18 protein-coding genes and 1 other RNA gene are annotated in these 23,968 nt (G+C 56.3%); 9 read left to right on the forward strand and 10 right to left on the reverse strand.

Features of this window, described 5'->3' with window-relative positions; translation table 11 throughout:
* Positions 1-41: 41 nt before the first annotated feature.
* The 3 genes from dgcN to SBO83_RS05730 form a co-directional block, all read right to left on the reverse strand.
* A complete protein-coding gene (dgcN, locus tag SBO83_RS05720; protein WP_396130759.1) occupies positions 42-1,052 on the reverse strand; it encodes an N-acetyltransferase DgcN in 1,011 nt (336 codons plus the stop codon).
* Positions 1,053-1,307: 255 nt separating this feature from the next.
* Positions 1,308-2,411, reverse strand: coding sequence for a porin (locus SBO83_RS05725; protein ID WP_272901263.1), 1,104 nt, complete (start codon positions 2,409-2,411; stop codon positions 1,308-1,310).
* 723 nt (positions 2,412-3,134) lie between these two features.
* Positions 3,135-4,847 carry an ABC transporter transmembrane domain-containing protein gene (locus SBO83_RS05730; RefSeq protein ID WP_396130760.1) on the reverse strand — a complete coding sequence of 571 codons (1,713 nt, stop codon included), beginning with the start codon at positions 4,845-4,847 and terminating at the stop codon, positions 3,135-3,137.
* 82 nt (positions 4,848-4,929) lie between these two features.
* On the opposite strand from SBO83_RS05730, the gene SBO83_RS05735 reads away from it, so the two are divergent.
* Positions 4,930-5,286 carry a hypothetical protein gene (locus SBO83_RS05735; RefSeq protein WP_396130761.1) on the forward strand — a complete coding sequence of 119 codons (357 nt, stop codon included), beginning with the start codon at positions 4,930-4,932 and terminating at the stop codon, positions 5,284-5,286.
* Positions 5,287-5,374: 88 nt separating this feature from the next.
* Positions 5,375-5,503: non-coding RNA, RtT sRNA (locus SBO83_RS05740), on the forward strand.
* A gap of 189 nt (positions 5,504-5,692) precedes the next feature.
* Here the strand turns inward: SBO83_RS05740 and SBO83_RS05745 are convergent.
* From SBO83_RS05745 to SBO83_RS05765, 5 genes are all read right to left on the reverse strand, one after another.
* Positions 5,693-5,932 carry a hypothetical protein gene (locus tag SBO83_RS05745; protein ID WP_278880545.1) on the reverse strand — a complete coding sequence of 80 codons (240 nt, stop codon included), beginning with the start codon at positions 5,930-5,932 and terminating at the stop codon, positions 5,693-5,695.
* Between the two features lie 87 nt (positions 5,933-6,019).
* Positions 6,020-6,697, reverse strand: a complete 678-nt coding sequence (gene narI, locus SBO83_RS05750) for a respiratory nitrate reductase subunit gamma (protein WP_396130762.1) — start codon at positions 6,695-6,697, stop codon at positions 6,020-6,022.
* Positions 6,694-7,416: a nitrate reductase molybdenum cofactor assembly chaperone gene (gene narJ, locus SBO83_RS05755; protein WP_396130763.1), complete on the reverse strand. Its 723-nt coding sequence runs from the start codon at positions 7,414-7,416 to the stop codon at positions 6,694-6,696. Before narJ ends, narI begins: the two co-directional genes overlap by 4 nt.
* Positions 7,413-8,951 carry a nitrate reductase subunit beta gene (gene narH / locus SBO83_RS05760; RefSeq protein WP_396130764.1) on the reverse strand — a complete coding sequence of 513 codons (1,539 nt, stop codon included), beginning with the start codon at positions 8,949-8,951 and terminating at the stop codon, positions 7,413-7,415. The genes narJ and narH overlap by 4 nt, the downstream gene beginning before the upstream one ends.
* Entirely contained in the window at positions 8,948-12,712 is a 3,765-nt protein-coding gene (locus SBO83_RS05765) for a nitrate reductase subunit alpha (protein ID WP_396130765.1), read from the reverse strand. Before SBO83_RS05765 ends, narH begins: the two co-directional genes overlap by 4 nt.
* A 377-nt stretch (positions 12,713-13,089) precedes the next feature.
* On the opposite strand from SBO83_RS05765, the gene SBO83_RS05770 reads away from it, so the two are divergent.
* On the forward strand, positions 13,090-14,109 hold the full coding sequence (locus SBO83_RS05770; protein WP_396130766.1) for a transporter: 1,020 nt from the start codon (positions 13,090-13,092) through the stop codon (positions 14,107-14,109).
* Here the strand turns inward: SBO83_RS05770 and SBO83_RS05775 are convergent.
* Positions 14,106-15,803 carry a chloride channel protein gene (locus SBO83_RS05775; RefSeq protein ID WP_396130767.1) on the reverse strand — a complete coding sequence of 566 codons (1,698 nt, stop codon included), beginning with the start codon at positions 15,801-15,803 and terminating at the stop codon, positions 14,106-14,108. The two genes, SBO83_RS05770 and SBO83_RS05775, sit on opposite strands and share 4 nt — an antisense overlap.
* A gap of 269 nt (positions 15,804-16,072) precedes the next feature.
* On the opposite strand from SBO83_RS05775, the gene SBO83_RS05780 reads away from it, so the two are divergent.
* The 6 genes from SBO83_RS05780 to SBO83_RS05805 all read left to right on the forward strand — a co-directional run bounded on the left by SBO83_RS05780 (position 16,073) and on the right by SBO83_RS05805 (position 22,069).
* Positions 16,073-16,846, forward strand: a complete 774-nt coding sequence (locus SBO83_RS05780) for a glutamine amidotransferase (protein WP_396130935.1) — start codon at positions 16,073-16,075, stop codon at positions 16,844-16,846.
* A gap of 28 nt (positions 16,847-16,874) precedes the next feature.
* The gene (locus SBO83_RS05785) at positions 16,875-17,648 is read left to right on the forward strand and encodes an ATP-binding cassette domain-containing protein (RefSeq protein WP_396130768.1); all 774 of its coding nucleotides are present in this window, start codon (positions 16,875-16,877) and stop codon (positions 17,646-17,648) included.
* A 107-nt stretch (positions 17,649-17,755) separates the two neighbouring features.
* Positions 17,756-18,742 carry an autoinducer 2 ABC transporter substrate-binding protein gene (locus tag SBO83_RS05790; protein WP_396130769.1) on the forward strand — a complete coding sequence of 329 codons (987 nt, stop codon included), beginning with the start codon at positions 17,756-17,758 and terminating at the stop codon, positions 18,740-18,742.
* Between the two features lie 43 nt (positions 18,743-18,785).
* Positions 18,786-19,787: an ABC transporter permease subunit gene (locus SBO83_RS05795; RefSeq protein WP_396130770.1), complete on the forward strand. Its 1,002-nt coding sequence runs from the start codon at positions 18,786-18,788 to the stop codon at positions 19,785-19,787.
* On the forward strand, positions 19,784-20,749 hold the full coding sequence (locus SBO83_RS05800) for an ABC transporter permease subunit (protein WP_396130771.1): 966 nt from the start codon (positions 19,784-19,786) through the stop codon (positions 20,747-20,749). Before SBO83_RS05795 ends, SBO83_RS05800 begins: the two co-directional genes overlap by 4 nt.
* 3 nt (positions 20,750-20,752) lie before the next feature.
* Entirely contained in the window at positions 20,753-22,069 is a 1,317-nt protein-coding gene (locus SBO83_RS05805; protein WP_396130772.1) for an ArgE/DapE family deacylase, read from the forward strand.
* A 352-nt stretch (positions 22,070-22,421) separates the two neighbouring features.
* On the opposite strand, the gene SBO83_RS05810 is transcribed toward SBO83_RS05805, so the two are convergent.
* On the reverse strand, positions 22,422-23,837 hold the full coding sequence (locus SBO83_RS05810; protein WP_396130773.1) for a NarK family nitrate/nitrite MFS transporter: 1,416 nt from the start codon (positions 23,835-23,837) through the stop codon (positions 22,422-22,424).
* Between the last annotated feature and the right edge of the window lie 131 nt (positions 23,838-23,968).

Below are 23,968 nucleotides of genomic sequence, written 5' to 3' on the forward strand. Positions count from 1 at the left end.
GCTGTCACTTGGCTGCAACATCTGTGTTCAGATACGGTAAATCAGCCCTGTTCTTTGACCCACTGCGCCACCTCTTGCATACCAAAGCGCACGGGATCGGTCGCTGGCACGCCAAACTCTGCGCTAATTTCCGCCAGTGCGGATTTGGCCTGCTGCTCATCCACCGCCGAAGTGTTGAGTGAGAAACCGGCCAGTCGAACATGTGGGCTGGTCAGCCGCGCCGCCGCGAGATTGGTTTCTACGCACTGGCGTAAACTTGGCAGCGGCATATGAGGTAAATGGCGCATATGCGGACGGCCAAGCTCATGACACATGACCAGCAAATCGGCCTGTGCGCCGTGGATCAGCCCCATGCTGACCCCGGCAAACGATGGGTGGAACAGCGATCCCTGCCCCTCGATAATGTCCCAATGATTGTCTTGATTGGCCGGAGCCAGTGCTTCTACCGCGCCGGAGATAAAATCGGCAATCACCGCATCAATGGCAATTCCGGCTCCGGCGACTAAGATGCCGGTCTGCCCGGTGGCGCGAAAATCTGCCTGAATATCCAGCTGGCGCAGCGCCGCTTCCAGCGCCAGCGAGCTGTACATCTTGCCGACAGAGCAATCGGTGCCGACGGTCAAAATGCGTTTGCCGCTGCGGCGTTTGCCAGTCCCGGTGTCTAACGCGGGCTGCGTGTGGCGCACGTCAAACAGCTGAACTTGATACTGTTCCGCCAAATCCACCAGCTCGGGAATATCATTCAACCTTTGGTGCAGGCCGTTGGCCACGTTTAAACCGGCGCGGATCGCCGCTTTAATGGATGTTAACCAATGCCCAGGAAGCTTGCCGCCAGAGTTGGCAGTGCCCAGCACCATGGTCCTCGCCCCCTGCTGCTTGGCTGTAACCACATCCATTTCTTCCAAGCCGAGAGAAATGGAGTCCTCCGCCAGACGCAGCTGGCCGATACAGGCTTCTGGTCGCCAGTGGTGGATGCCGCGCGCCGTTTTCACTGCCAGCGGATCGGTCACATCACCTAAAAACAGTAAATAAGGTTTGGGAATGGTTTGCATAGACTTGGTGCTCCTTAACTTGGGCAGCTAATAAAGGAAAGCACGACTATTTCATGCGGGTTGCAGGCTGGCGAATACTTGTTTGGCGTAGCGCTATACCTTCAGGCTATGGGTTAAGCGATTGAAGTGTAAGGTATGAGAACTGAAGGCAAGCGAGGCAAATTCAAGACGAAAAAAAGGCAGAGCCAATGAAACTCTGCCTTTTACCATTACCATTTTCAGACACAGAAACGGGTAATAATGCTTTGAATCAACTTAGAAACGGTAAGTCAGGGCAACGGTAGTGATATCGTCGGTGTTCAGGCCCAGCTTGTTGTCGTCGTTAAGTTGGTTGATCAGGTAGTCAACATAAACGTACATGTTTTTGTTGAAGTAGTAAGTTGCGCCCACTTCGAAGTATTTAACGATGTCTGCATCGCCGATACCGTTTTCGATATCGTGAGCTTTAGACTGTACGTAACCTACAGAAGGACGCAGGCCGTTTTCGAATTGGTACTGTGCAACGAACTCGATGCCTTTGGTTTTGTTAGCAAAACCAGAAGTAGCTGGAACCGCGCCAGTCGCTGGAACGCTGATTGGAGTCTGGTTACGAGTTTCGTTGTACATCGCTGCCAGGTAAACCTGGTTAGCGTCATATTTCAGACCGGTAGCCCATGCAGAAGCTTTGTCGCCTTTGCCGTAGGTAGAGTTAGCTTGGCCATTGGTACGGTCAGAAGAAGAACCCGCCAATGCTGCGCCGATACCCGTGCCGCCGATGTTTTCATAATCCAATGACGCGCCGTAGCCGTCGCCATTCGCTTTACCGTCTGGACGGTTAGCGTCACCTTCGTTTTTACCCTGATATTGCAGAGCAAAGTTCAGGCCTTCAACCAGACCGAAGAAGTCTTGGTTACGGTAAGTTGCCAGACCGTTAGCACGACCAACCATGAAGTTGTCAGTGTAACCAGTGTCGCCGCCGTACTCAGGCATCATATCGGTAAACGCGATTGCGTCGTAAACAACGCCGTAGTTACGACCGTAGTCGAAAGAACCGAAATCTTTAACTTTCAGACCTGCGAAGCCCAGACGAGTTTTCGTACCCTCGGTGCCTGCTGATTCAGCGTGGTTAGCCTGAACGTTGTATTCCCACTGGCCGTAACCGGTCAGTTGGTCATTAATTTGAGTTTCCCCTTTAAAACCAAAACGGACATAAGTTTTGTCGCCGTCAGAACCTTTGTCATCGCTGAAGGCATGTTTGCCGTTCACGCGACCGTACAGGTCTAATTTATTGCCGTCTTTATTATAAACTTCTGCTGCATTAGCAGCTGAGGATGCAACGATTAAAGAGACCACTACGGCCAGCACACTGCGCTTCATCATTATTTTATATTCCTTGATTTTATATAAAGGATTTCTCATGCCCGCTTTTAAATATCGAGCTGTGAGTTTTTTAAATGTTTTTAAATGCTTCTGTCTGTAAAACGATTCGAACCTTAGCATTAAGCACGAAAAGTTAAAATGGAAAAGTTCGGGCGATAACGTTAATTTAACGCAAAGAGTTGTAACAATATATTTCAATGAAGGGTCTGTAACTTACTGATTATATGCGTTTTTTGCATAAAGAATTGCACCACAATAGTGCATTGCATAGTTTTGGTGCAAACTATGTTTAGAAATGTATGTTTTCTGTTATTGAGATCACTGTTCTGCGGGGGTTGCCAGATGTTAACAATCATTAATAAAAACACATTCGGAATAGCAGTAATGCCTTTTTATAGTGCATAGCAGGATAACTATTTTTTAGTGTGCTTTTATATCGATTTAATAGAAAAGGTAATTCTAATTTTATGAACCCACTCCATTTGTTTATTTTTTTTGATTAGATAATTAATAAGTCAAATTTAAAACTTTCACTAAATTGCAATAATGAGATCTTGATTCAAATTATCCCAAATTGGTTATTACCAACATGCCCGTTTTGGCTGCTTTTTATTCCAACTGCGTTAAGTCAGTTAAGTGAATCGTTTGTGTTGGCAGAGAAAGAGGCCGCTTTCCCACTCATGAGAGAGAAAAGCGGCGGTGTACTGAACAAAGACGGCGGGATTATCTAAACTGCGCGGCGTGGAGTTGAGCGTAGCGGCCCTGCTGTGCGAGCAACTGTTCATGGGTGCCCTGCTCGACAATGCCTTCCTTATCTACCACCACAATGCGATCGGCATTTTGAATGGTTGCCAGACGATGGGCGATAACCAGCGTGGTACGGCCTTGGGACAGGTCAGCCAGTGATTGCTGAATCGCCTGCTCGGTGGCGGTGTCCAGTGCAGAGGTGGCCTCGTCCAGAATCAAGATTGGCGGGTTCTTCAGGAAGATACGGGCTATCGACAGGCGCTGTTTCTGCCCGCCGGAGAGTTTCACGCCCCGCTCGCCAATCACCGTGTCCATGCCGAGTGGCAAGGCATCAATCACCTCATCAAGCCTTGCCTGACGCGCCGCCTCGCGGATTTCTGCCTCAGTGGCGTTCAGTTTGCCATAGGCGATGTTCTCGCGAATGCTGCCGCCGAACAGGAATACATCCTGCTGCACAATGCCGATATTGTTGCGTAGCGACGCCTGCGTCATATCGCGAATGTCAATGCCATCAATGGTAATTGAGCCGCTATCCAGCTCATAGAATCGCGGCAACAGCGAGCACAGCGTGGTTTTCCCCGCCCCCGATGGCCCGACAAAGGCCAGCGTTTCTCCGGCTTTAATCTGCAGATTGATGCCATTGAGGATCTTACTGGCGGGCGTATAGCCAAACACCACGTCGCGATAGCAGATGTCGCCGTGCAGATGCTCAACGGCCCGCGCATTCGGGCGGTCAACGATATCCGGCGCGGTGTCAATCAGCTGGGTAAAGCGTTTAAACCCGGCAATGCCTTTCGGGTAGCTTTCCAATACCGAAGTGATTTTTGCCACCGGGCGGAAGAACACTTCCACCAATAATAAGAAGCCGACAAAACCGCCGTAGCTCAGTTGGCCGTTAACCACGTACCAGGTCCCGGCGATCATCACCACAATTTGAATAAGCCGCGTGCTGAGGTAGCTCAGCGTCAGGCTGGCGGTCATGATGCGATAGGCTTTCAGCTTGGTAACACGATAGTTTTCGTTGTCGGAGGCAAATAAGGTTTTCTCATGGGCTTCGTTGGCAAAGGCTTTCACCACGCGAATACCGCCGATGCTCTCTTCAATGCGCGCATTAAAGTTACCCACCTGACCAAACAGGCGACGCCAGGTTTCGGTCATTTGCGCGCCGTAACGGCTCACCAGATAGGTCATAAAAGGCACAATCACGATGGTCATCAGCGCCAACGGCAAGTGCACCGTCGCCATCAAAATAAAGGCGCCGATAAAGGTCATGATCGCGATGAACAGGTCTTCCGGGCCGTGGTGCGCCACTTCCCCCACTTCTTCCAAATCTTTGGTGACGTGAGTAATAATGTGGCCGGTTTTGGTGTTGTCGTAATAGCGGAAAGAGAGTTTCTGCAAATGGCTAAACGCCTGACGGCGCATATCCGTTTCAATCCCCACACCCAGCGCGTGTCCCCAATAGTTGACCACCGCCATCAGCCCGGTGTTAATCAAATAAATACACAGCAGCCCGACGGTCGCTATCAGGATCACCACGAAGTCATGAGCTGGCAGCAGTTTGTCGATAAAGGTTTTGATTGCCATAGGAAACCCCAGCTCCAGCAATCCACCGAGGATCGCGCAGCCAAAGTCGAGGTAAAACAGTTTTTTATAAGGCGCGTAATAAGAGAAGAACCGGCGGAGCATCGTGCATCCTCATTGGAATGGCCCGTGCGCGGGCAAGTGCGCCAGTGTAAATGAATATCGTTATCAGCGGGAGGGGGTTTTGATGCTTTGGAAAGCATCGGAAACTTTTTCAATCTTTAGAAAGATTGAGGAAAAACCTTGCGTTGCCACGCAAACTGGCCCAAAGGTCAAGATCGTGCGCTGCCGTCACACCGGCCTTAAGGTCAAAACCGTGGGCTTGCCGCCCACACTGGCCCAAAGGGTTTTAAACGAAACCCTTTGGAATCCTGCGTTTTTTTGCTGCTGGGAGATCGAGGCTGCGCAGGGGTGGGATGGACGTGTTTCAGTGGCCGCGGCGATCGTCGCGAATTGCCGCCGCTTAGGCGGTTCCCTCGCTGCGGGATTCCAACCCGCGCAAAAGACTCGCGGTTTTCCACCTCTTGCTCGGCGTCACTTCTGAACGCGACCTACTGGCACTTACTCCGAGCCGTTTCATTCACAAAAAATCTGAAATTTACTGAAAAGGTACGGTTGAAACGCCTCAAAACCGCAGTCAAAAATGGCGCTGAGCGAGAGGTTCGAGACCTATGGCTCGAGCCGAGCGAAGCGAGACAGCGTTGCGTAGCAACGACCCGAAGGGCGAGGCCGGAGGCTGAGTAATCCCGTGGCGAAGGCACCGCCTAAGCGGCGACATTCTTTATTGATAGGGAGGGCGGTGGAGAACTGAAGTCCCTGAAACACGTCCGCCCAACGAGCGAAGCGCGCAGTATAGAGCCGGGGAGTCTTGAGGGGCGCGGCGATAGGCGCCCCTTAAGGCCGGTGTGGCGGCAGCGCACGGTTTTGACCTCAGAGTTGAAATTGAAAACTCACTCTTTAGGCGTTTTCGCCTTCTTCTTCAATACAAACCAGCTAATCAGCCCCAAAACGCCACCAAAGATGATGAACCAAATTCCTAAGGCGAACTGTGGGGGCATTTCGCCATTGGTGGCGTCGGGGTTGCCGACCACTAAACCGTGCACCACGGCGACTATCCCGATGACGATCAGAATCAGGCTGTTACGCAGCAGGCGGCGCGGTAGGGAGAATTGTTTTCTTTCGATAGCCATGATGAGCATCCTTGATGAAGTGGCATTCAAATTAAAAAATAAGGGCGCATCATAGCGCCCTTCTGTTTATTGCCACAACCCTGACGGTCAGCGGCGGTTACGCACCAGCTGGTAGCGGCGAGTCAGATACTCCACCGGCGCGCTCCAGATATGCACTAGTCGGCAGAATGGGAACAGCAGGAACAGCGTCATACCCAGCACGATGTGGATGCGGAAAATCAGCGCCACGCCGTCAAGATGGGCAGATGCCCCACCGTGGAAAGTAACCACGGCTTGCGCCCAGCCCACCAGCTTCATCATCTCGCTGCCATCCATGTGCTGCGCGGAGAACGGAATGGTCCCGAGGCCCAGCGCACACTGCACCACCAGCAGAATGATGATCATAATGTCGCCAAAGCTCGAGGTGGCGCGCACGCGGTCATTGCTTAGACGACGATAAACCAGCATCAGCCCACCAATCAGCGTCAACACGCCACAGGCGCCGCCCGCCCACATGGCCATTTGCTGTTTAACCGGCACTGGCAGGAAAGACTCATACATCCAGTGCGGAGTGAGCATCCCGAAGGCGTGACCGGCGATAATGCCGAGAATCCCCACGTGGAACAGCGGCGAAGCAATGCGCAGCAGCTTCTTCTCCAGAATCTGGCTGGAGCCCGCACGCCAGCTGTATTGGCCGTAGTCATAACGCATCCAACTGCCCACCAGAAACACCGTGCCGCAGATGTAGGGATAGATATCAAACAAGAACATATTGAAGAAATTCATGGACGTGCCTCCCCAGCGTTGGCGGAATCAAGGTCAAGATATTGTGGTTGCACCGCACCGACAAAACGCTTCTGGTGCGCGGCTTCTTCACCGCTGGCGCAGCTCTGCTCGCCGAGGAACTTGATCTGCTCCTCTTCCCACACGGCGTCCAGCGCCGCGGGCGTGTCATCCCGCGCCTCTTGCTGCAAGCTTGGGCGCACGTCTTCGCTGGCCAATGCACTGCCGGACAGCGACAGCAACAGGTCGAACAGCTGGGAATAGGCGCTGTTTCGCTCCTGCAAACGCGCCCCCAGCAGGGCCAGAATCGGCGCAATATCGTTCAAGCCTGAACGGGCTTCATCAGCCGCCAGCGTGGATAAATACTCCAGATACAGCGGCAGATAGTCCGGCAGCTCGCGGCTGTCGATATCCAATCCGGCGGCGTGATACTGCGCCAGCAAATCCACCATCGCCTGACCGCGATCCCGCGACTCGCCGTGAACATGCTCGAACAGCAGCAGCGAGGTGGCGCGGCCACGGTCGAACAGCCCCGTATAGGAAGACTGCGCGTCGAGCAGATCCTGCTGGCAGAATTGGCGAATATAGCCCGCCAGCTCGGCTTGCTGCCCGCCATTTAGCTCAGCCGCTTCGCCAATGATCTCCAGCAACTCGCTCTGACTCTCCCACAGCAGATCGTCGGGATAATCAAGCAACAAACCGAGAATGCGTAGACTGTTCATTGATCACCTCGCGAGGTTTTTGCGCTCATATCAATTGCGTCAATACGTTTGCTGTTGAACAGATTGAATTTGGTGTCGCTGCCGTGGCAGCCGTCGCCGAAGCTGAAGCCGCAGCCTTTGGCCTCCGGGAAGGCTTCACGCGCCTGTTCCCGATGGCTGGATGGCACCACGAAACGGTCCTCATAGTTGGCAATGGCCAGATAACGGTACATCTCTTGCGCCTGCGCTTCGCTCAAGCCCACCTGCTCCAGCGCGCTGGTATCCACCACACCATCGACGGATTCGGCGCGTTTGAAGTGGCGCATCGCTAACATGCGTTTCAGGGCCAGCAGCACCGGCGCGGTGTCTCCGGCGGTCAGCAGATTGGCCAGATATTGCACCGGAATACGCAGGCTTTCGACATCCGGCAGCACGCCGGTGTGCGGCAATGCGCCCGCGTCGGCGGCAGACTGAATTGGCGACAGCGGCGGCACGTACCACACCATCGGCAGGGTGCGATATTCAGGATGCAGCGGCAGCGCCAGCTTCCACTCCATCGCCATTTTGTACACCGGGGACTGACGAGCCGCGTCCATGACCGACATCGGAATGCCGTCTTTTTCGGCCTGGGCGATCACTTCCGGGTCATTCGGATTGAGGAAGATACTCATCTGGCTTTCGTACAAGTCTTTCTCGTTTTCCACCGAGGCGGCTTGCTCGATACGGTCGGCGTCATACAGCACCACGCCGAGGTAGCGAATACGCCCGACGCAGGTTTCAGAGCAGACGGTGGGCTGCCCGGCTTCAATGCGCGGGTAGCAGAAAATACATTTTTCCGACTTGCCGCTCTTCCAGTTGAAGTAGATTTTCTTATACGGACAGCCGGTCAGGCACATGCGCCAGCCGCGGCATTTATCCTGATCGATCAACACAATGCCGTCTTCGCCGCGTTTATAAATCGCGCCGCTCGGGCAGGTCGCCACGCAGGCCGGGTTCAGGCAGTGTTCGCACAACCTTGGCAGGTAAGCCATAAAGGTGTTTTCGAACTCGCCATACATCTCTTTCTGCATGTTTTCGAAGTTTTGGTCGGCAGAGCGTTTGCTGAACTCAGTGCCTAAATCATCTTCCCAGTTCGGGCCGCCGACGATTTTGTTCATGCGTTTGCCAGTCAGTAGCGAGCGCGGGCGCGCCACGGGCTGGTGTTTGCCCTCTTTGGCGGTGTGCAGATGCTGATAGTCGAAGTCAAAAGGTTCGTAATAATCATCGATTTCAGGCATATGCGGGTTAGCAAAGATTTTGTGCAGCAGATTGGCTTTGTTACCCATGCGCGGCTGCAATTTGCCGTTAATTTTGCGGATCCAGCCGCCCTTCCATTTCTGTTGGTTTTCCCAATCATGCGGATAACCCAGCCCCGGCTTGGTTTCCACATTATTAAACCAGGCGTACTCCATGCCTTCACGGCTGGTCCAGACGTTTTTACAGGTCACGGAACAGGTGTGGCAGCCAATGCATTTGTCGAGATTCAGCACCATGCCGACTTGTGAACGAATTTTCATTTGGCTTTCTCCTGCGCAACCGCGCCCTGCACGTAGTCGTTACCTTCGTCGTCTAACCAGTCAATACGGTTCATTTTGCGCACAATCACGAACTCATCGCGGTTCGAGCCGACGGTGCCGTAATAGTTGAAGCCGTAAGAGAGCTGCGCATAGCCGCCAATCATATGGGTTGGTTTCGGGCAGACGCGGGTCACTGAGTTGTGAATACCACCGCGCTGCTCGCTGATTTCGGAACCCGGAATGTTCACGATGCGCTCCTGCGCGTGGTACATCATGGTCATCCCCGCCGGTACGCGCTGGCTGACCACCGCGCGGGCGCTCAGCGAGCCGTTGGCGTTGAAAGCTTCAATCCAGTCGTTATCTTCAATGCCCAGTTGGGTGGCATCGTCTTCACTCAGCCAGACAATCGGCCCGCCGCGCCCTAAGGTCAGCATCAGCAGGTTGTCGCTGTAGGTGGAGTGAATGCCCCATTTCTGGTGCGGCGTCAGGAAGTTCAGTGCCATCTCCGGGTTGCCGTTTGGCTTGGCGTTGAGCAAAGGCTGTGCCGCGCGGGTATCAATCGGCGGGCGATAAACCAGCATGCTTTCGCCGAAGGCGCGCATCCACGCGTGGTCCTGATAAATCTGCTGGCGGCCGGACAGCGTGCGCCAAGGGATCAGCTCATGAACGTTGGTGTAACAGGCGTTATAGGAGACATGCTCATCTTCCAAACCTGACCATGTCGGGCTGGAGATGATCTTGCGCGGCTGGGCCTGAATGTCGCGGAAACGGATTTTTTCGTCTTCTTTATTCAGCGCCAGATGCCTATGGTCGATGCCGGTATTAGCACTCAGCGCCGCCCAGGCTTTTACCGCCACCTGCCCGTTGGTTTCAGGGGCCAGCGTCAGGATCACTTCCGCCGCGTCAATTGCCGTGTCAATGTTCGGACGGCCTTTGGCTGCGCCATCTGCCTTGGTGTAGTTAAGCTTTTTCAGCAGCTCGACTTCACTGTCGGTATTCCAGTTAATGCCTTTGCCGCCGTTGCCCAGTTTGTCGAGCAGCGGGCCGAGGGAGGTATAACGCTCGTAAGTGTTCGGGTAGTCGCGCTCAACCACCATCAAGTGCGGCGCGGTGACGCCCGGAATCAGCTCACAGTCGCCTTTTTTCCAATCTTCGACGCCAAACGGCTGCGCCATTTCCGCCGCCGAGTCGTGCTGAATTGGCAAGGTCACCAAGTCGCTTTCAACGCCTAAATGCCCCACGCAGACCCGGGAGAATTCTTTGGCGATGCCTTTATAGATTTCCCAATCGCTTTTTGAATCCCAAGCGGGGTCCACGGCGGCCGACAGCGGGTGAATAAACGGATGCATATCCGAGGTATTCATGTCGTCTTTTTCGTACCAGGTGGCGGTCGGCAGCACGATGTCGGAATAGAGACAGGTGCTGGACATGCGGAAATCGAGAGTCACCACCAGATCCAGCTTGCCTTCGCCGCCCTGCGCCTGCCACTCCACCTCTTCCGGCATGATGCCGCCCTGCACGCCGAGATCTTCCCCCTGAATACCGTGTTCGGTGCCTAGCAGGTATTTCAGCATGTACTCGTGGCCCTTGCCGGAAGAACCTAGCAGGTTCGAGCGCCAGACAAACAGGTTACGCGGGAAGTTTTGCGGGTTATCCGGTTGCTCTGCGGCAAAGCGCAGACTGCCATCTTTCAGGCTTTCTACCGCGAATTCCTGCGTGGTTTTGCCCGCCTGTTTCGCCATGGCCGCCAGATTCAGCGGGTTGACGCTCAGCTGCGGCGCAGAAGGCAACCAGCCCATTCGCTCGGCGCGCACGTTGAAATCAATCATGCTGCCGGTGAACTGGGATTTGTCCGCCAATGGGGAAAGCAGCTCCTGCGGCGCGACGGTTTCATAGCGCCACTGGCTGGAGTGGTTATAGAAGAAGGAGGTGCTGTTCATCTGGCGCGGCGGGCGCTGCCAGTCCAGACCAAAGGCCAGCGGCTGCCAGCCGGTTTGCGGGCGCAGCTTCTCTTGGCCGACATAGTGTGCCCAGCCGCCGCCGCTTTGACCGACGCAGCCGCAGAAGATCAGCATGTTGATTAGGCCGCGGTAGTTCATGTCCATGTGGTACCAGTGGTTCATACCGGCACCGACGATGATCATCGAACGGCCATGGGTTTTATGGGCATTTTCGGCAAACTCGTGGGCAATACGCACGATATTTTGCTGAGAAACGCCGGTAATTTTTTCCGCCCACGCCGGGCTGTAGGCTTTGATTTCGTCAAAGCTTTGCGCGCAGTTTTCATCGTTCAAGCCGCGCTCGACGCCGTAGTTTGCCAGAGTCAGGTCATAGACGCTGGCCACCAGCACGCTGCTGCCGTCGGCCAGTTGCAGGCGTTTAGCCGGCAGTTTGTGCTGCAACACTTCTTCCAGCGCCACGCTGTTGAAATGCTCACTGACCGCGCCGCCGAAGTATGGGAAACCGACGCTGACCACTTCGTCGTGGTTGTCCAGCAGGCTCAGCGTCAGGCTGACTTCGTGCTGCGCCTTGCCTTCGCGCGCTTCAAGATTCCACTGGCCCTTCTGCCCCCAGCGATAACCAATTGAACCTTGCGGCGACACCAGCTCGCCGCTGGTTTCATCAATGGCGATGGTTTTCCACTGCGGGTTATTTTCTTGACCCAGATTATCCACCAAGTCAGAAGCGCGCAGCATGCGGCCCGCCGCGTAATAGCCCTCTTCGCGCTGCTCGAGCATCACCAGCATTGGCATGTCGGTGTAGCGGCGCACGTAGTCGATGAAATATTGGCTTGGGTTATCAAGGTGGAAAGATTTAAGAATGACGTGACCCATGGCTAGCGCCAGCGCGCTGTCTGTCCCCTGTTTTGGTGCCAGCCAATGGTCGCACAGCTTGGCGACTTCGGCATAGTCCGGGGTGATTGCCACGGTTTTGGTGCCTTTGTAGCGCACTTCGGTGAAGAAGTGGGCATCCGGGGTACGGGTCTGCGGGACGTTCGAACCCCAGGCGATAATATAAGAAGAGTTGTACCAGTCAGCAGATTCGGGCACGTCGGTCTGCTCGCCCCAGGTCATCGGCGAGGCCGGTGGCAAGTCGCAATACCAGTCGTAGAAGCTCAGGCATACGCCGCCAATCAGCGACAGATAGCGCGCCCCGGCGGCGTAAGACACCATCGACATCGCCGGAATTGGCGAGAAGCCGATAATGCGATCCGGGCCGAAGGTTTTGGCGGTGTAGACGTTTGACGCGGCAATCAGCTCATTGACTTCCTGCCAGCTGGAGCGCACAAAACCACCGCGCCCGCGTGCTGCTTTATACTGTTTGGCTTTTTCCGGCTGATTGACGATAGAGCCCCAGGCATCTACCGGGTCGCTGTGCTGCAACTTGGCTTCGCGCCACAGCTGAATCAGCTTTTTGCGCATTAATGGGTATTTCAGTCGGTTGGCGCTATAGAGATACCACGAGTAGCTGGCGCCGCGCGGGCAGCCACGCGGTTCGTGGTTTGGCAGGTCAGGACGAGTGCGCGGATAGTCAGTCTGCTGGGTTTCCCAAGTGACCAGACCGTTCTTGACGTAAATTTTCCAGCTACAGGAGCCGGTGCAGTTCACGCCGTGGGTGGAACGCACCACTTTGTCATGCTGCCAACGGCTGCGATAACCATCTTCCCAATCACGATTGGTGTTAAGCGTCTGGCCGTGGCCGTCAGCGAAGGGTTCAGCTAGGGTTTTAAAATAGCGAAACCGGTCAAGGAATTTGCTCATCCGGGACTCTCCTGTGCAGCCGCCTGAAGCAGGCTGTCGTTATGAATGTCGACATTGCTTTTAATATCAGGAGGGTAAACAGCCCCAGAGTGCCTCTACTTGATTGCGATCAATCCCACGTCGTTAAGCAACTATTTACATAGCGATGAATACTCCCAAAGGGGTAAACCATGAAAACCACTTAAGATATTGATTAATAATTACTTAATATGAATACGGACTGTTATTGATTGCCACAGGCATGACGCAGGAAAATTGGGGGTATTGGCGGTTTTGCATTGTGACAGAAATATGAAACTCGCTGTCTGCATATTGTATTTAGGCCGAATACTGGCGTAATAAGCCAATCCGTTTTCCACCTGCAGAAAACCCATTTCATGCTGAGCGAAAGACCTGCCGTACTCAATTTTAATGATGAAGTGACCGGGCTGATTTATGGCTTTATTTTCCGCCCCGGCAGGCCGCCGGAGCGCGTCTCTTCACAACAGGTGCAAGAGGCTTATCAGCAAATTTGCCACGGCGAGGGGTTTATCTGGCTGCACGTCAACCTGACCCACGCGATGGCGGAAAAGTGGCTGAAAAAGCATTTCACCATTGATGAGTTATTCTTTGAAGAGATCCGCGAAGGCTCGCGCAGTACACGGATTGAGCGACAGGGAAACAGCCTGCTGGCGGTGCTTAATGACGTGATTTTCAACCCTGAAGAGAGCGTCGATGAAACCTCCACCCTGTGGGTTAGCTGCCACCCGCAGTTGGTGGTCACCGCGCGCCACAAGCCGGTGCGGTTGATTGAATTGCTCTATAAACGGCTGGACTACATCAGCATTAGCTCGCCTACCGAGCTAATGGTCTATCTGCTGCAAGAGCAGGAAGATTTGCTGGAAAACATTGTGCGGCGCGCCAATCTGTATGTCGATCGCATCGAAGAGTGCCTGCTGACCCACCATGTGAAGAAAAACCGCGCCAACCTTGGCCGTTTGCGCCGCATGCTGCTGCGCTTTCAGCGCCTGCTGGCACCTGAGCCAACCGCCCTTTTCCGCCTGTTAAATCGCCCACCCGCGTGGATTGCCCCCGAGGTGGTGCAGAACTTCCGCCAATTCACCGAAGAGTTTTCCGTGGTGCTCAATGACCTGATCGCCCTTACCGAGCGCATCCGGCTGCTACAGGAAGAGATCACCTCAAGGCAGATGGAACAGAGCAACCGCACCCTCTACGTGCTGACGGTGATCACCGTGCTGGCGCTGCCAATCAACATCGTGGCGGGCTTTTTCGGTATGAACGTTGGCGGCATCCCCCTCGCCAATAACCACCACGGCTTCCTGCTGCTGGTGGTGATCGTCGGGGTATTTACCCTGCTGGCAGGCTGGTGGGCGCTGCGGCGGCGGGATGATAGTTAAAGAAAATTCTTCGCCTTATTCAATAGCGCCGCTTTGGTAATGACGCCTAACAGGCGGCGGGTTTCGGGGTTTTCTAATACCGGCAGACGCTCGAGGGGGGAATCGCTGAAGGTCGCCCAAGCCTGCTCGTAGCTGGCGTTTTGGTACAGAGTGGTGAATTCCTGCTCGATAAAACTATCAATCGGCTCGTCGGCTTTTAGACTGCCGTCGATGATGCCGCTGGCCAGCACGTTGGTCGGCACCACGCCGAGAAAACGCTCTTGGCTGTCCACCATATAGACATATCGCGTGCGCTGTTTTAGCCCTTCGCCCACCACTTCTGCCAGCGTCGAGTGCACCACCATTCGCGAACAGGGGGTGATCAGCGACGCCACCGAGCTGTTTTCAAACTCATTTTTCGCCATAAAGCGTGCATTGTGGCGAGCCAGCACCGGATAGGTTCCCGCCGCCTTGAGCCTCGACGCCACCACGTAGGAGATAGCCGTCGCCAGCATCAATGGGAACAGCAGCGAGCTGTTGAGAGTCATTTCAAAGGCCATCATGATCGACATCAGCGGAGCATGGCTGGTTGCCGCCAGCAGCGCGCTCATGCCAATCGCCGCGTATAGCCCAATGGGGCCAGGATCGAAGCCCAGCCACTGGAGAAAAGTACAGACCAGCGCCCCGCTGGCTGCGCCAATCAGCAATGAAGGGGTGAACAGCCCGCCCACCGCGCCGGAGCCGACGGTGATCGCCGTCGCGACAATTTTGAGCAGCAGCACCATCCACAGCGCGGTGTGCAAATCGCCGTCATTCAGAATCAAATCAATGACTTCGAATCCGTTACCCAGCACCAGCGGCGACACCATCGCCACCAGCCCGACACCCAGCCCGCCGAGCCCAAGGCGCAAAGCCGGGTGGGAAATTGGCTTCATCCACTGACGCACTTTATCGATTGAGCCAATAAACAGCGGCCCGAGGGTGCCGGTCGCCACGCCAATCACCAGCACGGTAAGCAGCGCACCGGGAGACGGGCTAAAGGTAGCCGACGAGTAGAGATACAGCGGCTCGTAGTCAGTTACCGAACGCACGGTCAGCACCGCCACCGAGGCGGAGATAAACAGCGGGATCAGCCGCTGCACCGCCGTTACGCCGAAGGCGATTTCCGCCACAAACAGCGCCCCGGCCAGAGGAGCGTGGTACACCGCCGCCAGACCGCCCGCCGCCGCCATGGCAATCAGGTCGGATTGATGCAACGCGCGTAACCGCGAGAAACGCCCCAGTAGGCTGCCGCTGAGGGCCGAAAGCTGCACCATCGCCCCTTCGCGGCCGATAGAGCCGCCGCTGGCGATACTGGCGAGAGAAGACGCCGCGCGCAGCAAGGTGCTGCGCAGCGGAATGCCCGGCAGGCGCTGGTCAATTACGTCGAGGTAATCCGGCATCTTGCCGTGCTTGCGTTCGACATTCAGCGCCCATAGCAGGATAAAACCGGCAATCACGCCACCCACCGTGGTGATAATCGGCCAGACCAGTTTGGGGTATTCAAGGAAGGCCTTGGTGATATCCGTCCCGTCGGTGAACATCAGGTCGTTGATCCCGGAAATGGCGCTGCGAAAAGCAATAGTCATCAAGGCGGCGATGATCCCCGCCGGAATAGCAATCAGCAAATTAATCAAGTCGCCCTTCTGCCAGGCATCAAGCACTTTCAACGTCATAGTTCTTCCGTATGGTGGGGATAGCGGCCGGTGACGCAGAGTAGCATTTTCCTCCCCCTCATCGCACCTGCTGGCAGCACGGCACGTGGCCTTTTTCGCCCACTTTGATGCTTCGCAAAAGATTCATATAAATGTCTTATATTTGACCACCCAGCTCACATATTGACCACTAAACCGCTTTACTAAACCGGTTTACTTTGTTATCACCTTGCTACGGAGATGTTCTAAAGAGGCCCTCACCAGGGGAATTCATTCAGGAGAATATGGGTATGACTAAACGCGTGCTGTTGTTAGGTGAAAGCTGGGTCAGTTCCGCGACTCACTATAAAGGTTTTGATCAGTTCGGTAGCGTCACTTTCCACTTAGGCGCGGAGCCGCTGGTTAATGCGCTAAAAGGCAGCGAGTTTGAGCTGACCTATCTACCGGCTCATGAAGTGGTGGAAAAAATGCCCTTCGATCTTGAAAGCCTGAAAGCCTACGACGCCATTATCTTGTCGGACATTGGCGCTAACTCCCTGCTGTTGCCGCCTGCAGTCTGGCTGCACAGCAAACCTATGCCTAACCGTCTGAAATTATTACGTCAATGGACCGAAGAAGGCGGCGGCTTGATGATGATTGGCGGCTACTTCTCCTTCCAAGGCATTGACGGCAAAGCGCGCTGGCGCAACACCCCGGTGGAAGACGTGTTGCCGGTCACCTGCCTGCCGTATGACGACCGTCTTGAAGTGCCGGAAGGCTTCTCGGCTAAAATCACCGGCGATAAAAACCACGCCATCCTGCGCGGCATCGAAGGCCCATGGCCGCTGCTGCTCGGCGCTAACGAAGTGGTGCTGAAAGAAGGCGCGGAAGTGCTGGCTACCCTGCCGGACGACGAAGGCGGACACCCACTGTTGGTCACCGGTACCTATGGCCAAGGCCGCTCCATTGCCTGGACCTCGGACATCGGACCGCACTGGGTACCTGGCGAATTCATCGCATGGCCGGGCTATGACCAGCTGTGGAAAAACTGTCTGAGCTGGCTCACCCACCTCGACAACGCCTGATAGCCCAAGACTCTACGGGAGATTCGCCATGGCTCAGCCCTACGTTCAGGCCGTTAACATTACTAAGCGCTTTGGGGCGTTAACCGCCCTGCGCGACGTCAATCTGGAGATTTATCCCGGCGAAGTATTGGCCCTGTTGGGTGATAACGGCGCCGGTAAATCCACCTTCACCAAAGTGCTGGCGGGCGCGCATCCGGCCAGCGGCGGCGAATTGATGGTGGATGGCAAAGCAGTGAGTTTCAACTCACCGAAAGACGCCTCGGACTGCGGCATCGCCACTATTTTTCAGGAGCTGGCGCTGTCCGAAAATCTGTCTATCGCGGAAAACGTCTTTCTTGGGCGCGAGTTGAAACACTCCTTCTTAGGCATTCCTTTTCTGCGCCAGCAGGCGATGCGCTCAAAGGTCGCCGAGCTGCTGCACGAGCTGGAAGCCCATATTTCTGACCCGGAAGCGCCGGTTGGCAGCCTCTCCGGCGGCCAGCGGCAGGCGGTGGCTATCTGCCGCGCGCTTAACCTTAACGCCAAGCTGGTGATTATGGATGAACCGACCGCCGCGCTGGCCGTCGCTGAAACCCGCAAAGTGCTGGCCCTCACCCGCAAACTGGCGGAGCGCGGCTGCGCGGTGGTGCTTATCAGCCACAACATCGCCGACGTGTTTGAAGTCGCCGATCGCATGGTGGTGTTCCGTCGCGGCAGAAAAATTGCCGAGCGCCGACGCGCCGACACCACGCCGGAAGAGATTGTGTCGCTGATCACCGGCGCGCACCCCGAAGCACGAGCGTTCGAGGCCGCAACGGCCTGACCTGAGATCCACAACGTTGCATCACCAAACAACACAACACCAGATCCACATTACAAAACCAAAAAACACAGCAGTTATCTCTCACATTCATGACAGGTGGGCTTTCTATGTTGAAAAAAATGATCAGCACCATGGTGGCATCTGCTCTGCTCGGCGCGACGGCTTTTAGCGCCTTCGCCCAAGACAAACCGAAAGTGGCCTTTGTGCCGCAAATCGTCGGTATTCCCTATTTCAAAGCGATGCAGGACGGCGGCAACCGCGCGGCTAAGGCGTTTGGCGTGGATTTCATCTACTCGGGGCCGGTGGATACCAACCCGATGGACCAGCTGCAAATCGTGCAAAACCTGATTGCTCAGGGCGTTAACGCTATTTCGGTCAGCGTGCTGGATGCCTCGAGCATCGCGCCGGTGGTCGAGCAGGCCAAAGCCAAAAATATCAAGCTTTTCACCAGTGACAGCGACGCGCCGGACAGCGGCCGCGCGGTCTACGTGGCGCAGGCCACGGACGAGGGGCTGGGCGATACGGTGATTGACGAGATGGTGAAACGCGTCGGAGACCACGCCAAGATTGGCATAGTTTCCGGCGAAGCCACTGCCTCAAACCTCAACGCGTGGATTAGCTTTATGCAGCAGCGCGTCAAGGCCAAATACCCGAATGTCACGCTGCTGAAACCGCAGTTTGCGGGCGGCACCTCCAGCCGCGCGGCGCAAATTTCCGCCGACATGATCGCCGCCAACCCTGACCTGAAAGGCATTATCGCCGTCGCCTCTACCACCTGTCCGGGCGTGGCGCAGGCCATCGAGACCGCCGGAAAAATTGGCAAAGTGGTGGGCACCGGCTATTGCAGCCCAGACACCGCGCGCGCCTACCTGAAAAGCGGCTCCTTTGGCTTCTCCGTGCTGTGGGACCCGGAAAAACTCGGCTACCTCACCGTCTGGGCGGGCAAACAGCTGATCGACGGTAAAACCTTTAGTGCCGAAAACAGCGTGCCGGGTCTGGATCAGAAAGTGGCTTACGACGCGAAAACCGGCGTGCTGCTGCTCGGCGCACCGGCGGTGTTTACCAAGCAAAACGTCGACCAATTCCACTTCTGATTTTTATCGCAAAACTGAATCGCAACACTGAGGGGACACTGCCGTGGCAACATCCTTCACGCCCGCCCTGAAATTCTCGGGGCGGGAGCTGACGCTGGCCTGCGTTTGTCTGGTCGCCATCGTTATTTTCAGTCTGGCATCGCCCTATTTTGCCACGCTGGATAACCTGACGACCGTGCTGCGCAACAGCACAGAATTACTCTTGATTGGGCTGGGCATGACGCTGCTGCTGGCAATGGGCGGCGTGGACGTCTCGGTCGGCGTGGTGATGGGGCTGGCGGCGATTGTCATTGGACAGTTGCTCAACGCGGGCGTTTCTCCCGGCCTGACCGCCCTTTCCGGCCCCTTGGTAGGCGCGGTGATTGGCGTTATTAGCGCGCTGGTGGTGGTGGCAGGTCGCATTCCCGCCATCGTCGGCACGCTGGGGCTGTATGGCGTCTATCGCACGGCGGTGTTTGCCCTGCTCGGCGGCCAGTGGCTGTCGGGGCTGCCGGACTCGCTGACCCAGTTAGTCAGCGCGCCGCTGCTCGGCCTGCCCGTGACTGTCTGGGTGATTGCTCTGGCTTACGGACTGGTCTGGCTGGCGCTGCGCCGCACGCCTTATGGCTTGCACCTGCTGGCTATCGGCAATTCGGAAGATAAAGCACGACTTTCCGGCATTGCGGTCACCCGCGTTCGTTTCGCCACGTTCATCATCAGCGGCCTGCTGTGCGGGCTGGCGGCTACCTTCTATGTCGGCACCTATCGCAACGTCGAAATGACTATCGGCAGCCAGCTGGCGCTGGAAGCCATTGCCGCCGTGGTGCTGGGCGGAACCGGCATTATGGGCGGCCACTGTAGCCTGCTGGGCACGGTACTCGGCGTGTTCCTGCTGCGTATATTGCAAAACGGCCTGCTGCTGATTGGCGTGCCGTCGCTGTGGCAAACCGTAGTCACCGGCGGCCTGCTGCTGCTGGTGCTCACCGCCGAAGTGCTCAGCGGCAGGTTGCGCATTCACAACATGAACCTGCGTAAAAATCGTCTTAAAGGAGAAGGAACCACATGATTCTCACCGCGGGAGCTTCCCGCCTTTATCGTAAAAACCTGGTGCTCACTCTGCTCTGCGGGCTGTGGGTGGCACTGGCGTTAACCCTGCTGATTGGGCAACCGTCGATTTTGTCTGGCGCAACCTTAACCAGCATCTTGCAGTTCGCCACGCTGCTGGCGCTGGTGTCGCTGGGGCAAGCCTTGGTGGTGCTGGCAGGCGGCGCGGGGATTGACCTGTCGGTGGGTGGCAATGTGTCGCTGTCGGCCATTGCTGGCGTGATGGCGCTCCAGGCTGGCGTTCCGGCTGTGCTGCTGCCGATGGTGTGCCTGCTGTGCGGCTTCCTGCTCGGCGCGGTTAACGGCCTACTGATCGCCAGGCTGAAAATCTACCCGCTGATTGTCACCCTCGGCACCTTCTACGCCTATTCCGGTCTGGCGCTGTCGCTCACCGGCGGCGCGGCGCAGGCCGGGGTTCCGGCGTGGGTCCTGCCTTGGGGACGCGGCGTGCTGGCCGACATCCCCCTGCCATTCCTCACGCTGGTTATTCCCGCGTTTGTGATTGCCGCTCTGTTGCTGTCGTTTACCTCCTGGGGGCGCTGGATTTACGCCATGGGCTTTAACGAACACTCGGCGCGACTGGTGGGCATCCCGGTCGACCGCGCGCGCATTCTGCTCTACTCCCTGTGCGGCATGCTGGCGGGCGGTGCGGGCTTTGTTTCCCTGTCGTGGCTCGGCAGCGGCAGGCCGAATGCGGGGGTCAATCTTGAACTGGAATCATTAACCGCGGCCCTGCTGGGTGGCGTGGCGATATTTGGCGGCAAAGGGGGCGTGGCGGGAGTATTCGCCGCCGTCCTGCTGCTGGTCACGCTTAAAACCAGCATGTTGCAGTTTGGTATTAACACCGTTTGGCAAGTGGGCGTGGTCGGTCTGTTACTGATCGCGGTGCTGCTGGCCGATCGTCTTTCAAAAACCCGGAGCTAATCAATGACCTTTTCTACTCAGGCGCTGGCGGACCATATCGACGCCAACAAGCAGCGCATCGTCCAGACGCTGTGCGATATTTTGTCATTCCCTTCGATCGTGATGGCAGACCCTACTCAGGCCGGGCCGGGCGAGCGCGATTGCCAGCTCTATCTACAACAGCGCCTGCACCAGTTGGGCATGGAGACTGACCTGTGGGACCCAGATGGTCCGGCATTATATGAGAAATACAAAGGCCGCCCCGGCGCTAATAAAGGCCGCACTTTTGAAGGTCGCCCCAACCTTGGCGGCACCTTAAAAGGCACCGGCGGCGGCAAATCCATCATGCTCACCGGGCATATCGACGTGGTGCCACCGGGCGCGCGCTCCCACTGGCGCACCGATCCGTTTTTGCCAGAAGTGATTGACGATTTCGTCTACGGGCGCGGCGCGGTGGACATGAAAGGCGGCGTCGCCTGCATGTTAATGGCCGTGGAGTTTTTGAAAGATCTGGGCGTCGAGCTGTCCGGCGATGTGGTCTTCACCACGGTGGTCGATGAAGAGATTGGCGGCATGGGCTCGCTCGCCATGGTCGACCGCGGTTTCCGCGCCGACGCGGGGATCATGACTGAGCCAAGCGCTAACCAAATCGCGCCAATTTGCCACGGTATTCTGTGGGGCAAAATCATCGTCAACGGCGTGGGCGGTCACGCTGAGCTGACGCCAAATTCGTGGGACAGCACCGGCCCGGTGGACGCCGTCGAGCTGTGTCGCCAGATCATGGACGGAATCGACATTCTCAACCGCCGCTGGCAGTACGATCCGAAGAAGAATCACCCGCTGATGGAGATGCCGAACAAGGTGATGATCACCCAGCTTAAAGTGGGCGAGCACCCTTCTTCCACCGCCGGACACGGGGAAATCATCATCGACGTCCAGTATCTGCCGCATGAGAAAGATGAGTTTGGCCTAGGCGGACACGTGAAGCGCGAGGTCGAAGAACACATCGCCCGCGTGTGCGAAGCCGACCCTTACCTGCGCGCCCACCCGGCTTATATCGAATGGATTTTGGACGCCGACTGCGCCGAAGTGCCGTCGGATCACCCTTTCGTGCAGACTTTCCAAGAGGCGGTAGTAGAAGCCAATCTGTCGCCAGTGCTCTCCGGCTTCGGCGCGCACAGCGACATCGGCCTGCCAACCGGCATAGGCAACACGCCAACCGTCAACTTCGGCCCCGGCGACCCGGCGCAGTCGCACCAGCCCAATGAGCGCGTATCGGTCGAGGATCTGGTGAATTGCACGAAGGCGATTGCTTTAGCGATTGAGAAGTGGTGTCGGTGATGGGACGGGGGGCGTCCCTGGGCCGCTAAGGGCAAGGTCGTGCGCTGCCGCCACACCGGCCTCGAGGGGCGCCTATCGCCGCGCCCCTCAAGACTCCCCGGCTCTTTACTGCGCGCTTCGCTCGTGAGGCGGACGTGTTTCAGGGACTTCTGTTATCCACCGCAAAATGTCGCCGCCTAAGCGGCGGCACTTCGCGACGATCATCAAGGCTGCTGAAACATGTCCGTTCCAACCCTGCGAAGCCTCTATCTTCCAGCAGGAAAAACGCAGGGTTCCAAGGGAGGCGCGTTTACGCCTCCCTTGGTCGGTGTGGGCCGACGCCCACGACCTTGAAGTTGACCTTCAAAAAGTATCAACGAGCTTTCTTCGTCGCAAACCCCTTATCCAAATTCCGCCAGTAAACCACCCATGTGATCACCGCGCACACCACGTAAAACACCAGGAACACTTTCATTGCGCCCGCCGGAGAGCCGGTCATGGCGAGGGATGTGCCGAAGGCTTTCGGGATGAAGTAGCCGCCAATGGCGCCAATGGAGGAGATAAAGCCTAATGCCGCGGCAGTGTCGGTGATGGCTTCGCGCTGGGCGGATTCTGCCGTTTCGCCACGAGCCAGTGCTTGGTCGGTGGTCAGTTTGCGGAAGATCACCGCGATCATCTGATAAGTCGAACCACTGCCCAGACCGGCAGTCAGGAACAGCACCATAAACACGCCGAAGAAGGCTGGGAAATTGCCACCCGCGCCGCCGCTTGGCAGCGTTAAGAACAGCAAGGCGGCGGCAATCGCCATCACCACGTAGTTCCAGAACGTCACGCGAACGCCGCCTAAACGGTCAGACAACATGCCGCCGCCGGAACGCGCCAGTGCACCGAAGAACGGGCCGAAGAAGGCGTAGTGCATGATATTCACTTCAGGAAACTGGGTTTTGGTCAGCATGGCAAAACCGGCGGAAAAGCCGATAAATGAGCCGAACGCCGCCAGATACAGCACGCACATGATCCACAGGTGACCGCGCTTTAACACCGGCAACTGCTGGCGAATAGAGGCTTTCGACGACGCCAAATCGTTCATGCCGAACCACGCGGCGACGGTGCAGATAACCAGGAAAGGCACCCAGATCCACGCGGCGTTTTGCAGCCACATGCTGCTGCCATCGGCCAAGGTCTGTGGCTGGCTAAAGGCACCAAAAATGCCCAGTGAAATAGCTAACGGAGCCAGCAACTGCATCACGCTGACGCCCATATTACCTAGACCGCCGTTAATCCCCAGAGCGCCGCCCTGCTTGGCTTTCGGGTAGAAGAAGCTGATATTTGCCATGCTGGATGCGAAGTTCGCGCCGCCGAAACCACAGAGCAAAGAGATAATCAGGAAAGTATTGTAAGACGTGCTGGTGTCTTGCACCGCAAAACCCAGCCAGGCGCATGGGATAATCAAAAATACCGTGCTGATGGCGGTCCAGCGACGTCCGCCGAATAGCGGGATCATAAAGGAGTAAGGCACGCGCAGAATGGCACCGGACACCGATGGAATGGCGGTCAGCATAAACAGTTGGTCGGTGGTGAAGTTAAAACCCACCTTGTTGAGATTGACCGCGACCAGGCTGAACAACATCCAGACGCAGAACCCTAACAAGAGCGAAGGAACAGAGATCCACAGATTACGGCTGGCCACTTTATGGCCGGTTTTCTCCCAGAACGCGGAGTCTTCCGGTCGCCAGTCCTGAAGGAGTCTCGACGGTTTAGACGCGGGTGTTGCTGAAGTATGGGGCATGGAAAACCTCGAATTGGCAGAGCATTGTTGTTATTAATGCTGCCAACACTAGGTAGTGCTCCCCTGTGGGATGTTGATGCAAATCAAGCAGATGGTGGTTAAGTTTCGGCCTCAAAATCACCATGCGTCCT

This window comes from Ewingella allii, assembly GCF_044430645.1.
Classification (GTDB): Bacteria; Pseudomonadota; Gammaproteobacteria; order Enterobacterales; family Enterobacteriaceae; genus Ewingella; species Ewingella allii.

Coding starts and splice junctions, on each gene's coding strand:
- SBO83_RS05785 (WP_396130768.1), top strand. CDS start 16,875: ATGGCTCAGCCCTACGTTCAGGCCGTTAACATTACTAAGCGCTTTGGG.
- SBO83_RS05790 (WP_396130769.1), top strand. CDS start 17,756: ATGTTGAAAAAAATGATCAGCACCATGGTGGCATCTGCTCTGCTCGGC.
- SBO83_RS05770 (WP_396130766.1), top strand. CDS start 13,090: ATGCTGAGCGAAAGACCTGCCGTACTCAATTTTAATGATGAAGTGACC.
- SBO83_RS05775 (WP_396130767.1), bottom strand. CDS start 15,803: ATGACGTTGAAAGTGCTTGATGCCTGGCAGAAGGGCGACTTGATTAAT.
- SBO83_RS05810 (WP_396130773.1), bottom strand. CDS start 23,837: ATGCCCCATACTTCAGCAACACCCGCGTCTAAACCGTCGAGACTCCTT.
- SBO83_RS05745 (WP_278880545.1), bottom strand. CDS start 5,932: ATGGCTATCGAAAGAAAACAATTCTCCCTACCGCGCCGCCTGCTGCGT.
- narI (WP_396130762.1), bottom strand. CDS start 6,697: ATGAATTTCTTCAATATGTTCTTGTTTGATATCTATCCCTACATCTGC.
- SBO83_RS05805 (WP_396130772.1), top strand. CDS start 20,753: ATGACCTTTTCTACTCAGGCGCTGGCGGACCATATCGACGCCAACAAG.
- SBO83_RS05725 (WP_272901263.1), bottom strand. CDS start 2,411: ATGATGAAGCGCAGTGTGCTGGCCGTAGTGGTCTCTTTAATCGTTGCA.
- SBO83_RS05765 (WP_396130765.1), bottom strand. CDS start 12,712: ATGAGCAAATTCCTTGACCGGTTTCGCTATTTTAAAACCCTAGCTGAA.
- SBO83_RS05735 (WP_396130761.1), top strand. CDS start 4,930: ATGCTTTGGAAAGCATCGGAAACTTTTTCAATCTTTAGAAAGATTGAG.
- narJ (WP_396130763.1), bottom strand. CDS start 7,416: ATGAACAGTCTACGCATTCTCGGTTTGTTGCTTGATTATCCCGACGAT.
- dgcN (WP_396130759.1), bottom strand. CDS start 1,052: ATGCAAACCATTCCCAAACCTTATTTACTGTTTTTAGGTGATGTGACC.
- narH (WP_396130764.1), bottom strand. CDS start 8,951: ATGAAAATTCGTTCACAAGTCGGCATGGTGCTGAATCTCGACAAATGC.
- SBO83_RS05800 (WP_396130771.1), top strand. CDS start 19,784: ATGATTCTCACCGCGGGAGCTTCCCGCCTTTATCGTAAAAACCTGGTG.
- SBO83_RS05780 (WP_396130935.1), top strand. CDS start 16,073: ATGACTAAACGCGTGCTGTTGTTAGGTGAAAGCTGGGTCAGTTCCGCG.
- SBO83_RS05730 (WP_396130760.1), bottom strand. CDS start 4,847: ATGCTCCGCCGGTTCTTCTCTTATTACGCGCCTTATAAAAAACTGTTT.